Source organism: Anaerolineales bacterium (assembly GCA_019637755.1).
Classification (GTDB): domain Bacteria; phylum Chloroflexota; class Anaerolineae; order Anaerolineales; family UBA11579; genus JAMCZK01.
Genome location: JAHBVC010000001.1, coordinates 407509 through 420448 on the forward strand (window position 1 = coordinate 407509; position 12940 = coordinate 420448).

Annotated in this window: 15 protein-coding genes and 1 tRNA gene; 10 read left to right on the forward strand and 6 right to left on the reverse strand. The window is 61.7% G+C overall.

Annotated features, from left to right (window positions below; all coding sequences use genetic code 11):
- The first annotated feature begins 11 nt into the window (after positions 1–11).
- Together KF821_02120 and KF821_02125 are read left to right on the forward strand one after the other, a co-directional pair.
- On the forward strand, positions 12–350 hold the full coding sequence (locus tag KF821_02120) for a helix-turn-helix domain-containing protein (GenBank protein ID MBX3004607.1): 339 nt from the start codon (positions 12–14) through the stop codon (positions 348–350).
- A gap of 122 nt (positions 351–472) precedes the next feature.
- The gene (locus tag KF821_02125; GenBank protein ID MBX3004608.1) at positions 473–1594 is read left to right on the forward strand and encodes a site-specific integrase; all 1122 of its coding nucleotides are present in this window, start codon (positions 473–475) and stop codon (positions 1592–1594) included.
- Between the two features lie 84 nt (positions 1595–1678).
- On the opposite strand, the gene KF821_02130 is transcribed toward KF821_02125, so the two are convergent.
- The 6 genes from KF821_02130 to KF821_02155 form a co-directional block, all read right to left on the reverse strand.
- Positions 1679–1750 (reverse strand) — tRNA-Met (locus KF821_02130).
- A gap of 90 nt (positions 1751–1840) precedes the next feature.
- On the reverse strand, positions 1841–3592 hold the full coding sequence (locus KF821_02135) for a hypothetical protein (GenBank protein MBX3004609.1): 1752 nt from the start codon (positions 3590–3592) through the stop codon (positions 1841–1843).
- A 56-nt stretch (positions 3593–3648) separates the two neighbouring features.
- Positions 3649–3909, reverse strand: a complete 261-nt coding sequence (locus KF821_02140; GenBank protein MBX3004610.1) for a hypothetical protein — start codon at positions 3907–3909, stop codon at positions 3649–3651.
- Positions 3910–3916: 7 nt separating this feature from the next.
- Positions 3917–4336 (reverse strand): vitamin K epoxide reductase family protein, encoded by a 420-nt coding sequence (locus KF821_02145; GenBank protein ID MBX3004611.1) that lies wholly within the window; start codon positions 4334–4336, stop codon positions 3917–3919.
- Between the two features lie 12 nt (positions 4337–4348).
- Positions 4349–5572, reverse strand: coding sequence for a molybdopterin molybdotransferase MoeA (locus KF821_02150; protein MBX3004612.1), 1224 nt, complete (start codon positions 5570–5572; stop codon positions 4349–4351).
- Positions 5573–5587: 15 nt separating this feature from the next.
- Complete coding sequence (locus KF821_02155; protein MBX3004613.1) at positions 5588–7792, reverse strand: bifunctional (p)ppGpp synthetase/guanosine-3',5'-bis(diphosphate) 3'-pyrophosphohydrolase; 2205 nt, start codon at positions 7790–7792, stop codon at positions 5588–5590.
- A 128-nt stretch (positions 7793–7920) separates the two neighbouring features.
- Between KF821_02155 and fabG the strand changes: the two genes are divergently transcribed.
- The 8 genes from fabG (at position 7921) to KF821_02195 (ending at position 12912) form a co-directional block, all read left to right on the forward strand.
- On the forward strand, positions 7921–8682 hold the full coding sequence (gene fabG / locus KF821_02160) for a 3-oxoacyl-[acyl-carrier-protein] reductase (protein MBX3004614.1): 762 nt from the start codon (positions 7921–7923) through the stop codon (positions 8680–8682).
- Between the two features lie 2 nt (positions 8683–8684).
- Positions 8685–9023: an Asp23/Gls24 family envelope stress response protein gene (locus tag KF821_02165; protein ID MBX3004615.1), complete on the forward strand. Its 339-nt coding sequence runs from the start codon at positions 8685–8687 to the stop codon at positions 9021–9023.
- 2 nt (positions 9024–9025) lie between these two features.
- Complete coding sequence (gene nusB, locus KF821_02170) at positions 9026–9466, forward strand: transcription antitermination factor NusB (protein MBX3004616.1); 441 nt, start codon at positions 9026–9028, stop codon at positions 9464–9466.
- A 14-nt stretch (positions 9467–9480) separates the two neighbouring features.
- Positions 9481–9879 carry a twin-arginine translocase TatA/TatE family subunit gene (locus KF821_02175; protein ID MBX3004617.1) on the forward strand — a complete coding sequence of 133 codons (399 nt, stop codon included), beginning with the start codon at positions 9481–9483 and terminating at the stop codon, positions 9877–9879.
- Entirely contained in the window at positions 9879–10757 is an 879-nt protein-coding gene (locus KF821_02180; protein MBX3004618.1) for a twin-arginine translocase subunit TatC, read from the forward strand. The genes KF821_02175 and KF821_02180 overlap by 1 nt, the downstream gene beginning before the upstream one ends.
- Positions 10754–12025: a hypothetical protein gene (locus tag KF821_02185; GenBank protein MBX3004619.1), complete on the forward strand. Its 1272-nt coding sequence runs from the start codon at positions 10754–10756 to the stop codon at positions 12023–12025. Before KF821_02180 ends, KF821_02185 begins: the two co-directional genes overlap by 4 nt.
- A gap of 82 nt (positions 12026–12107) precedes the next feature.
- Positions 12108–12536, forward strand: a complete 429-nt coding sequence (locus tag KF821_02190; GenBank protein MBX3004620.1) for a hypothetical protein — start codon at positions 12108–12110, stop codon at positions 12534–12536.
- A gap of 25 nt (positions 12537–12561) precedes the next feature.
- Complete coding sequence (locus tag KF821_02195) at positions 12562–12912, forward strand: YtxH domain-containing protein (GenBank protein ID MBX3004621.1); 351 nt, start codon at positions 12562–12564, stop codon at positions 12910–12912.
- Positions 12913–12940: the final 28 nt, after the last annotated feature.

Sequence of the window (12940 nt, forward strand, 5' to 3'; positions counted from 1 at the left end):
AGGAAGCGGTCGTGCAGTTGCCGACCACTTGCCTGTTGGTGCCTGTGACGTTATTGGGGCGGCAAGAAACCTCAATAGCATTATCGGGGCGTGTGACTGCCCCTGCCCACTGCGAGCAGGGGCATTGCTTCATCGAGGTTGCCGTGGCTGAACGATTAGTTGAAGCTGAACAAACAACCCACTTGCTTCGCGCTCGTGAGGTTGCCAAAATCCTCAACGTCAGCCAAGCCCTTGCCTATCGGCTGATGCAAATGGGCGAAATTCCTTGTGTGCGCATTGGTACCGCGGTGCGCGTGCGTCCGGAAGACTTAGAAGCTTACATCCACGCAAACCTGAGCACGGGTATCTGATGAGAATTTTGCTTTCGCGATTCGAAGCTCGGTTAAAATCCTCGAAGCGATCCTGCACCTTACCAACCGCATATCGCCGAGGAACCGTCTTTCCTAGCTCTCTGTAGAAAGGAGACTAGGAAATGGCAAAACGACGTTACAAAGAGGGGACGATTTTTCAGAAACCAAACGGTAAGTGGCGCGCCCAAATCGTGCTCAACGGCGGCCGGCTTAGTAAAACTGCCAGCACCCGCACCGAAGCTCAGGAATGGCTAAGGGCAACCCGGAACCAAATCGATTCAGGTTTGACCCTGCGGGGAGCCAAAACCACCTACGGAGAGTTTCTGGCCGAGTGGTTGGTTACGGCCAAGCAACGCCTGACAGTTGGCACCCACTACAGCTACTCACAACTTGCCGCAAAGTACATTCTTCCGGCGTTGGGAAAAATCAAACTGCGTGATCTAAATCCAAGCTCCATTCAGCGCTTCTACAACCAAAAAGTAGCTGAAGGGGTTGGCTTGCGTACTGTGCAGAAAGCGCACACAGTCATCCACGCTTCGCTCAATGGCGCCCTCAAAATGGGACTGATTGGCCGCAATCCGGATGATGCCACCCAACCACCAAAGCCAGGTCACAAAGAGATGCGCTTTCTTAATCAAGGCGAGGTGAAAGTCTTGCTGGAAACAGCCAAACGAACGGGCGACCGCAACTATGCTCTGTACTTTACTGCCATCGTCACCGGCATGCGCCAGGGCGAACTGCTGGGCTTGAAGTGGGACAATGTTGACTTGGACAAGGGGTTACTCAATGTCAAATTCAGCCTCACCCGCCTGCCAGGTGGCAGCCTCACAATACAGAAACCCAAGACCAAGTCATCGGAGCGATCCGTAAAACTTGGCAAAGAATCGATCACCGTTTTGGAGGAACACAGAGCACAACAGCGACGAGAAAGGGAACAGTTGAATGGCTACTGGCAAGAAACTGGCCATGTGTTTGCTTCAACCGTTGGCACAGCCATCGACCCGACTAACCTTAATCGCCAGTTCTCTCACTTGCTCAAGGAAGCTGGTCTGGGCAAAGTCCGCTTCCATGATCTCAGACACACCGCCGCTTCGCTCATGCTCAACAATGGAGTGGATGTCTTAGTTGCTTCACGCCGACTTGGGCATGCCAAACCCAGCATCACTTTGGATGTGTATGGCCATCTCATCCCGTCCGTTCAAGCAGAAGCGGCAGACGTGATGGATCGCTTAGTAGTGAGCTAAAAAGATTGCACCAACATTGCACCCGAAATCCCCGAACCCGCCATAATCCAACAAAAATCCCCCGATTTACGGGGGAAAACGAGGTGGCGAGGGTGAGATTCGAACTCACGACCAAGGGCTTATGAGTCCCCTGCTCTACCACTGAGCTACCTCGCCAAGACAACGCGGGCGAGTTTACTATGCAGGCGGGGGATTTGTCAACAAGGCGGCCTGCCGCGCCACAGGCGGCCACCGCAGGCGCTGCGTTTAGGGAATATGTGGATACAGCGCCAGTGCCGCGTTGATCACCGCGGGGTCATCTGGCAGCAGCAGCCACACGACCTCGGCGGCGTTGGCCAGCAGGCAGGCGGCCTGGCCGCCAGCTTGCCAGCAGCGGCCGCGGCCCAGCTCGCCGGGCGCCCCGCCAAAACGCTGCGATAGGTATTGTTGCACGCCGGCATGTAACTCCTGGCCGTTGGCGGCATCATCCATCAGCCAGTGCTGCGCCAGCGCCAATTGGCCATCGCTACTGCGCCAGTAGACCTGCAGCTCATCGCCGCCCCAGCCCGCCGCAGCGGTCACGGCGCTCTCTTCCGGCAAACGCGTATCCGCATCGGCGCCGGCCGCCAGCAGTAGCCGCGTGAGCCATTCGCCCAATTGGCCACGACCTTGCAATTGCCAGCCTGCACCTAGCGCATCCGCCAGGTCAGCCGGCTGCAAGTTGAGCGCAGCCTCGTTGGCAACGTATTTTTCGGGGTGCAATATATGCTCCGTGGTGCTGGGCAGATTGCGATAGGCGCTATTGACCTGTTCCCAGCCGCCGGCTGCAAACAGGGTCTGCACAAAGCTCTGGCCCGTCTCGGCGGCAAAGCGCGTATCCAGCACGGCCACATCGGCCGAGGCCGGATCGGTGAAATAGGTGTAGTTGGGTTGCGGCAGGCTGCTGGCGTCAAAGGCCGCCGCGCCGGGGCCGCGCAGCCACTCCGCGGCGGCCCAGTTAGCATCGCCTTGCACCAGGGCCAGGCGGGCGCGGCAGCCATCATCGAATATCGCGCAGTTTTGCAGCGGCGCGTAGACCTCAGGGAACTGGTCCGCCAGGGCGGCGCGCCCCACCCCGCGCGCATAGGCATAACTGAGGCCATTGTTAAGCTGCTCACCCAGCAAAAGCACACGGTGGGCGCTGGCCTGGTAAGCGCCAGCATACGCATCCACCTGGCGATTGCGATAGTACGCCGCCAGGTTGCCATCGGCGGGCAGCAGGCCGAGGGCCTGCAGCATGCGTGCCTCAGCCGCCGGGCCGCCCGGCGCCAGGCTTGCGACCGCATCGGCCGCCGCGGCCGTGGGCACCAGCAGCGCAGGCACAGCCCGGCTGGGGGCAAGGCCCCGCACGCTGGCCACCTGGTCAGCAATAGTTTGCAACAGCGCTTGGCCATCGGCGGGCAAAGTGAGCTGGCTGGCCGGCGTAGTGGTGGCAGTGCCCGCGGGCTGCGGTGTTGCGGTCCACACCGCTGGCAGCGTGCGGAAGGGCGCATTGGTGAGCGTGGGCGGCAGTGCGCCGCCGCTACCAAGCCCGGAAAGCCAGCCCTGCCCCAGCAGCCACAAGGCAGCGACTACGACAACTGCCAGCAGGGCGAGCAAAATCGTGCGCAGCGGCGAGCGGCGCGCAGGCAGCGGCGGCTCCTCCACGCGCAGGGCTTGCTCTGCCTCCCAGGGCGGCGCCGCGGGCATATCACTGAAGGCGGGAGTTATCGGCTGGCTGGGCGGCGCGGCGGGCAGCTCGCCACGCAGTTGTTGCAAGCGCTCCTGCGCGCGCTCGAAATCCGGCTGGGCCTTGAGAGCTTGCTGCAGCGCGTACTGCTTACGCTGGGGATCATCGAGCACAAAACTGAGCAGGTACCAGGCCTGGGCATTGTTGGGTTCGAGGCGCAGCAGCCCCACCAATTGGTTGCGGGCATCGTCAAGACGCCCGGCACGAATGAGCTCGGCGCTCTTCTTCAGGGGCGAGTGTTGCGCACTCATGCAGGAAATTATATACGCAGCGTAGCTTAAAAAGAAAATAGCCAGTGGTTCACTGGCTATTCGTCTTCAAAATCGTCGTCTTCCTCTTCTTCTTCCAGCTCGTCGTCCTCGTCCTCTTCTTCATCCGGGGCGAAGCCGGCTTCTTCCCATTCTTCTTCGAGGGCCTCGTTATCGTCCCAGGCGTCCTCGGCGGATACTTCGCCAGCAGCGGCGTAGGTAAGGCAGCCCTCTTCGGAGTCGAGCTCTACCGCTGCGGCGGCGCAATAGCCTTCATCAAGAAAAACGCAATCAACGTAATGGCAACGAATGCGTGGCATCGGGCACCTAGGCAGTGTGTAGATCGTTGCGCAAGCGCAGGATCGAGACAACCAGCATGGCCACCAGGATCACCGCGGAGACCACACAGAAGGGGCAGATGGCATGGATCACGTAGAGCTCCAGGTAGGTGAGATAGGCTGAGTACAGCACACCGATCAGCGCCATGCCGAAGACAATCATGCTGCCGTTGACGGCGAAGAAATCATTGCGCTCTTCGAGCCACAAGACGGCCAGCATGGCCAGGTACGCCACCGCGCCGATGGCGGCGATGGGGATACCGGCCAGCGAGGCATACGGGCTGGTGTTGACGATGGCACAGCCCCCGCTAATGGCGCATACACCATCCTCCAGCACTTTGATATAGGTGAGATAGGCTGCATCCAGCAAGCCCAAGATCGCCAAACCGATCAAAACTGTTCTAAGCAAGCAATGCCTCCGCTACAGTGGCCAAACATCTACCCAAGATTTTGCACGAATCTTCTTAACACCCGCCGGCACCAGCATCAAGGCTTCTGCCTGAACGAGCGAGTAAAGATTACCTGAACCCTGATGGCCTGTCAAATAAACCTGCCATTCGCGCGCCTGGGGCTGGATGCGCACGCGCAGGTAGCTCTGGCGGCCATCCGATTCGACCGCGTCCATCAGCCGGGCGCGCACCACACGGCGCTGCCAGCCGATGACGCCGCCCAACTTGTGCAACGCCGGGCGCAAAAAGACTTCGAAGCCCACGAAGCTTGAGGCGGGGTTACCGGCCAAGCCCACGAAGGGCAACTGGCGGTAGCGGCCAAAGGTGAAGGGCTTGCCAGGGCGCATGTTGACCTGCCAGGCATCGATCTGCCCTTCGCTTTCCACTGCGGCGCGCACGAAATCATAGCTGCCCACGCTGACGCCGGCGCTGGTGAGGATCAGGTCCACCCCGGCTTGGTAAGCACCTTCCAAATGGGCCTTCACATCCGCCAGGCTGTCTTTGGCGGTGCCCAGCAGCAACGCCTCGCCGCCGGCGCTCTCCACCAGGCCGCGCAGCGTGTAGGAATTGGTTTCGTAGATCTTGCCGGGCTGCAGCTTCTCACCGGGCGGCAACAACTCATCGCCTGAAGAGAAGATGGCGACGCGCGGTTTGCGGTGCACGGCCAGCTCGGCCTGGCCCAGCATGGCGCACAGCGCCAACTCCTGCGGGCGTAGGCGCGTGCCCGCCGCCAACAGCGCATCGCCACTGGCGAAGTCTTGCGCCGCCGGGCGCACATACGCCCCGGGCCCGCCCGAGGCAAAGATCTGCACCACCGCGGGCAGGGCCGCGCCGGCCTGGGCGGCGGCATCGCTATCCTCTACCGGCACGACCGCATCGGCGCCGGCCGGCAAGGCTGCCCCGGTCATGATGCGCATGGTGTGGCCAGGCTGCAAAGTGGTGCTGGAGGATTTGCCCGCCGGAATATCCCCGGCCACTAGCAGGCTCTTGGGCTTCTGGCGGCTGGCGCCGTGCACATCGGCCGAGCGCACGGCGAAGCCATCCATGCTGGAGTTATCAAAGCGCGGTGAATCAAACGGCGCCGCCAACGGCTCGGCCAGCACGCGGCCGTTGGCCTCGGCCAGCGGCACGCGCTCGGCATCGGTGACCGGCAAACTGGCCAGTAACCGTTCTAAGGCTTCCTCAACGGAGATCAATGCACCCATCCTGTTTTAGCCTGGGCGCACACGCCGCGCCTCAAGCACATTAGGTAACGTTTCAATGCGGGTAAGCACACGGCTCAATTGGGCAATGTTATCGACGTTCAGCACCAGGTCAAAAGTGGCTTCGTTACGATCGACATCCACTTTCACCTGGCTCATGCTCACCCCTTCATCGGCGATCAGGGTCGAGACATCGCGCATCAACCCATCACGGTCGTACGCCTGAATGCGTACCGCCACCGGGTAGGTGGACTTCGGCGCGCCCCACGAGACCTGTACCAGGCGCTCGCGGTCACGCGCCCGCAAAATGTTGGGGCAATCGCGGCGGTGGATCGTGGCGCCGCGGCCACGGGTGATGTACCCGACGATCGGATCACCCGGCACCGGCTTGCAACACTTGGCCATGGTGGTTAGCAGCCCGCGCAGGCCCAATACACTGACGCTATCGCCGCTGGAGAACGGCGTCTGCTGGCCCGGCGGCAAGGGCTCGAGCTTCTGCTCGCGTTCGCCGCCCAAGTTCAACTTGCTGATCACGCGCCCTACCGACATATCGCCGGTACCGATCGCCTCGTAGAGGTCATCACTTTCTTTGAAGCCCGCATCCTGCACCAAGCGCTCGAGGCTGAACTCAGGCAGGCTCAGGCGGCGCAGCTCGCGCTCCAGTTGGCCACGCCCCATGCTGATGTTGAGCTCACGGTCCTGGCGCTTGAACCAGTGGCGCACTTTGGCACGCGCCCGCTCGGTATTGAGCAGGCGTAGGTTGGGGTTGAGCCAATCCCGGCTGGGCCCGCCGCGCTTGGTGGTGAGGATCTCAACCTGGTCCCCGGTGCGCAGGCGTGTATCCAGCGCCACCAGCTTGCCGTTCACCTTGGCGCCGCGGCAGCGGTGGCCAACATCGGTGTGCACATGGTAGGCAAAATCAAGCGGCGTAGCGCCGCTGGGCATATCAATGATGTCTCCGCGCGGCGTGAAGGCATACACGCGGTCACTGAAGACATCTGTCTTCATCGTATCCACGAACTGGCCGGCGTCATCCACCTCGTGCATCCAATCCATCAGCGAGCGCAGCCAGATCACGCGGCGTTCGTAATCCTTATCCTGCGGCGTGCCCTCTTTGTAGCGCCAGTGGGCAGCGATACCCAGCTCGGCGCTTTCGTGCATTTCATTAGTACGGATCTGGACTTCCAGAGGGCGGCCATCTTCGTAAATCACGGCCGTGTGCAGCGAACGGTAAAAGTTATCTTTGGGGGCGGCGATGTAATCGTCAAACTCACCCGGCACCGGGCGGAAACGTGAATGGATGATGCCGAGCACTTGGTAACAGGTGGCAATATCCTTGACGATGATGCGCGCGGCGCGCACATCCATCAACGCTTCAAACGGCACGCCTTTGCGGCGCATCTTGTTATAAATGGAATAGATATGTTTGGGGCGCCCGGAAACCTCCGCCTCGATGCCTTCTTGTGCCAGCATGCCGCGCAAGGTTTTCTCGATCGATTGCAGGCTCTTCTCGCGCTCTGAGCGGCGCTCGGCCAGATTGGCGGCAATTTGCTTATAGGTGTTGGGCTCCGAATGGCGGAAGGCCAGGTCTTCCAGCTCCCACTTGAGCTGCCAAATACCCAGGCGGTTGGCCAGTGGCGCAAAAATGTCCAGGGTCTGCTTGGCGATGCGCTGGCGCTTTTCGTCCGGCAGATAGCCGAGGGTACGCATGTTGTGCAAGCGATCGGCCAGCTTGATCATCACCACGCGCACATCTTCGCCCATCGCCAGGAAGGTTTTGCGCAGCGTCTCTGACGCCAAGTCGGCGCCGCGGCTGCGATCCTCCTCGATGGCTTCGTCGTCCTCGCCCTCCCCATTGCGGCGCAGTTTGCCGCCACCGGCGATGCGCGAGACACGCGGCAACTGGCTGAGCTTGGTGACGCCCGAGACCAGCTTGGCCACTTCTTCGCCAAATTCGCTTTGCAGATCTTTGAGGGTGACACTGGTATCTTCTACGGTATCGTGCAGCAGGCCGGCTGCCACCAGGGCCGCCGGCACTTCGAGCTCGGCCAGAATGATCGCCACCGCCAGGCAATGATTGATATACGGCTCGCCGGAGGCGCGCTGCTGGCCTTCGTGTGCTTTGGCGGCGTATTTGTAGGCGCGCTGGATCAGCTCCAGATCAGCTGGGGTGTAGCGACTGGGCAAAACTTCAACTAACGCGTCAAACTCCATAGCGTATGGTTGAGTATAACCATGCCAAACAGAGGAACGCAAGCAATGCCGGCCTCATGCCGAATGGTGTGTACTGGCAATCGCACCGGCGCGCTTGTGTATAATCAGCCTCATCTGAGGAGCTTCACATGCCCGTAAACCCCCGCCCATTTGAGAACAAAGTTGCCGTCGTTACTGGCGGTTCACGCGGCATTGGCCGCGCCATTGCCATTGAGCTGGCCGCGCGCGGCGCGTCGGTCGTGGTCAACTACAACAGCAACGGCAAGGCCGCCGAGGACGTCGTGATGGAGATCGTCAAGGCGGGTGGCAGTGCCGCCGCCTTCCCCGGCGATGTAGCCAAAGTGGAAGACGCCACCAACTTGATCAAGGCCGCGGTTGAAAAGTACGGCAAGATCGACATCCTGATCAACAACGCTGGCATCACCCGCGACATGCTGATCATGATGATGAGCGAAGAATCCTGGGATGCGGTGATGGACACTAACCTCAAGGGCACCTTCAACTGCTCCAAGGCAGCCGTGCGCTACATGATGAAGGCACGCTACGGCCGCATCATCAACATCTCCTCCATCTCCGGCCAGATCGGCAACGCCGGCCAGACCAACTACTCCGCCTCCAAGGCCGGCCAGATCGGCTTCACCAAGGCGCTCGCCCGTGAGGTCGCCGCCCGCAACATCACCGTCAACGCCGTAGCCGCGGGCTACGTGGAAACTGAAATTTGGGAAGGTGTGCCCGAGGAAGCGCGCACCGGCCTGCTCAACATGATCCCGCTCGCCCGCAAGGGGGAGACGCAAGACATTGCCAACGCGGTCGCCTTCCTCGCCTCCGATGAAGCCAGCTACATCACCGGCCAGACCCTGGCGGTGGATGGCGGCATGGCGATGGCCTAAACATGAGCAGCTCCTTACGTTCCCCCGGCCTCACCACGGTAGCGCCCGATGTGCTGTTGGCCATCGCCCGCCTGACCGCGCTGCAAGTGGATGGCGTGTACGCCATGGCGCGCGCCCCGCGCCGCAGCAAGGATGAGCACACCACCGAAGGGGTGCTGGCCAGCATCTTTAGCGATGAAATTGACCTGGACCTTTACCTGGTGCTGCACAAAGACGTGAATCTGCGCCAGGTGGCCCGCGCCGTGCAAGATGAAGTGCACCGCGCCATCACGGAGATGGTGGGCATGTCGCCCGGCCACATCAACGTGCATATCGAAGACATTCACTACCCCGAAGCCTAGCGATGAAACCGCGCACTCGGGCGCGCAGCCTGGCCCTACAGGCGCTTTACGAACTCGACCTGACGGCCCACCCGCAAGGCACCGTGTTCGAGGGACGCGCTGCCGAATATGCCCTGGAAGGTGAGCTGGAGGATTTCGCCCGCCGCCTGGTACTCGGCGTCTTGCCCATCCGCAAAGAGCTTGACCACTACATTGCTCAGCACGCCCCGGAATGGCCGATCGACCAGATCTCGGTGATTGACCGCAACCTGATCCGCATGGCCACCTGGGAATTCGCCGTGAGCGGCGAGACCCCGGTCAAAGTAGCCATCAACGAAGCGGTGGAGCTGGCCAAGCGTTACGGCTCAGACAGCTCGCCGCGCTTCGTCAACGGTGTGCTCGGCAGCCTGGCCGAGCGCAGCGAAGAAATTAAGCAAGCCCTGGGACAAGTTGATCCAAAGTAGGGCATGATTGTTGCATGCAATTTCTCGGTATCAGCCCCACTGAGCTTTTCTTTGTAGCCATCATCCTCTTTCTGGTGCTCGGCCCGCAAGACCTGGTGAAGCTGGGCGCGCGCCTGGGGCGCACCATTCGCACCGTGCGCCAATCGGGCGCCTGGCATACCTTCACCGAGGCCACACGCCAACTGCGCGAGCTGCCGCAAACGCTGGCACGCCAAGCCGGCGTGGATGAGCTCGAAATGATGGGGCGCGAGATCGGCAGCGAGCTCAAGCAGCAGCGCCAGAAGATCGAAGAGCTCGACCGCCAATTCGTGGCCTGGACGCGCAACCCAACCCCCAGCCAGCCGCCCGCCCCCACGCCGCCTGACCCGGACGCGGCCGCTGGCCCGGGCAACGACCCTGGCGAGGGCGCCTGATGGCCAGCAAGCTCGGCGCCGCCATACGCCGCCTGCTCGGCGGCCTGTGGCGCGTGCTCAGCGCCCCCTTCCGCTGGCTGCTGCGCCCGCTGCAGCCCTTTTTGGCCGAGGAGCCGGCCTATGTACCGCTGAGCGAAACGGTGCAGAAGGCCGTCGCCAACCCGGGCGATGTGCTCGTGCACCTCGCCGCGTTGCGCGGCCATTTGGTGCGCTCGGTCATTGTGCTCATCCTCGCCTCATTGGTCGCCTTCGAATTCGCCCCGCAGCTGCTCGGCTGGCTGGCGGCCCCCATCGGCGGCCTGCCCGCCCTGCAAGCCGTGGATGTTACCGAGCCAGTCGGCGTAGTGATGCGCATCACCTTCTTCAGTGCCTTTGTGGTCAGCCTGCCGTATATCGCGTTTGAGGCGTTGAGCTTTGTAGCGCCGGGGCTCTCGCGCCGCTCGCGTCTGGTGGGCTTGATCGCCATTCCACTGATCCTGATCCTGTTTGCGTGCGGCGCCTTGTTCACCTATTACATTTTGCTGCCGCCCGCCGTTACCTTTCTTGTGAACTTTATGGAGATCCCCACCCAGGTGCGGCCTTCTTCGTATATTGGGTTTGCCACCGGGCTGATGTTCTGGATCGGGCTGGCCTTTGAACTCCCGCTGCTTTCCTTCGTGCTGGCTGCCATCGGCCTGTTGCCCGCCCGCTGGCTGAGCGCCAACTGGCGCATCGCCGTGGTGGTGCTGGCGATCATTGCCGCAGCGATCACCCCCACGGTTGACCCGATCAATATGCTGCTGGTGTGGGCGCCGCTGGTAGCCCTTTACTTCCTTAGCGTAGCGACCGCCTTGCTGGCCCAACACCAGCGTGTGCGCCGCCGGAGCCAAGACCTATGAGACGTGCCCTATCTCTAGCCCTGCTGGGCCTGCTACTGGCAAGTTGCCAACCCGCCCGCCCTGCCATTACGGATGTGCAAAATCCGCCGCTGGTCAGCGTGATCCTCAACGTGCTCACCCCGCCGGGCACTCCCGCCAACGAGCCCGTGCAGCTTGATGTTGTCGATCTGCTTACCGGGCTGAGCTTCAACCGCCAGGCGGTCAACATGCAGCGCAGCGGTGAGGGCAGCTATGCCACCACGCTCAGCGTGCCCGCCGGCAGCTTGCTCACCTATCGCTACAGCCGGGTGAGCGCCGCCGCGGCCGTGGATGAAGTCAGTGCCACTGGCGAGCCGATCGCCTACCGCAGCTTCCTGGTCAGCGGCGCTGGCCATGTGGTGCATGATCTCATCGCCGCCTGGGCCGACGCGCCAGCCAGCACCCTGCCGGTTGGCCAGGTAGCCGGGCGCATCACCGCCGCCGATAGCGGCCAGCCGCTCGACGGCATCGCCGTGCGCGCCGCCGGCCTGGCTACGATCAGCGATGCGGAAGGACGCTTTTATTTTGACGGCCTGCCACAAGGCTTGCACAACATGGTGCTCACTGACCCCGAGGGGCGCTACCAGAGCTTCCAGCAAGGCGCCCTGGTAGCGGCGGGCTCACAAACGCCGGCGGAACTGCAATTGCAGCCGGCGGTGCTGGCCAATGTAACCTTCATCCTGGTGCCCAGCGCCAACAGCCCGGCGGGCGTACCTGTTTTCCTGCTGGGCAACCTCACCGCGCTGAGCCACGGCATGGTGCTCACTGCTCACGATGGTGGCTATTCGCTGACCCTGCAACTGCCTAGCGGTATTGACCTGCGCTACAAGTACAGCCTGGGGGATGGCTTCTGGAACGCCGAGCACTATGCCGAGGGCGGCTTCGTGCAGCGCCAACTGATCATTCCGGCCGGCACCCAGCAACTCACCGTGCGTGACAACCTGCAAGGCTGGACGGCGGGCAGCAGCGCACCGTTGTGGTTCGATCTGAGCGCCCCGGCGGATAGTGGTGCGGTGTATTTGCAATTCAAGCTGCTCGATTGGGCCACCCCGCTGCCGATGTGGGATCTGGGGGGCGGGCGCTATACCTATGTGTTGTACAGCCCCACCAACTTTGGCGAAGGGCTGGAGTATCGCTACTGCCGCGATGCCGCCTGCAGCCAGCTGGAAGCTGACGCCCCTGTACGTCAGGTGAATGGCAATCAACGTGAGATGCAACAGATCCAAGACAATCTGTCCGCCTGGCAGTGACAAACAACACTCACATAGCGTTTAAGAAATCAAATATAAAGCTTATAGGCCGTACGCTATAATGCGGGCTGAGCAGCGAAAAATGACTGACGATTTTGCAAACGACCATGTCAACGGGGAAGCCGCTGCATCGTCCAAGGGGCTGATGATCGGCCTGGGCGTGCTGGCGGTGCTGTTCATCGGCGCGCTGGTTGCCGGTGTCTACTTCCTGCTGCAGCCCGGCGCCCCCACCGAGACGGTGCGCGACATCGTGATCATCCTGGTGGCGTTTGAGTTCATGCTCGTGGGCCTGGCCTTGGTCATCCTGCTGTTCCAACTGGCCCAGCTGATCAACTTGTTGCAAAACGAGTTGCGCCCCATTATTGACTCCGCCAGCGATGCGGCGCACACCCTGCGGGGCACGGCGCGCTTCCTGAGCGATCATTTGGTGGAGCCTGTAGTGAAAGTGAATGCGAGCCTGGCGGCTGCTCGCAAAGCGCTGGATATGCTGAACTTTAGCCGTCGTAAGTAACCTGGGAAATCAAAAGGAGATAACTATGTCTGACCGAAGTAGTAGTGAATTCAGCGGCTTTCTGTCTGGCTTGCTGGTAGGTGGTTTGGTCGGTGCGGCAGTGGCTTTGCTCACCGCCCCCCACTCCGGCGAGGAGACCCGCCGCATCATCCGTGACCGCAGCATTGAGCTGCGCGATCAGGCCAGCGACAGCCTCGAAGAAGCCGCCGCTGAGGCGCGCGCCCGCGCCGATGAGCTGACCAAGATGGCCAAGCAGCGTGCCGAGGAAGTATCCAAGTACGCCAAGGACCAAACGGCCGGCCTGCGCAAGAGCGCCGAAGACTTGAAGGCGCGTGGCGAAGCCGCCATCGAAGCGGCCAAGAAGTCGCCCAAGTAGGCTCCCACCTGTATCTTCAAAAAAAAGA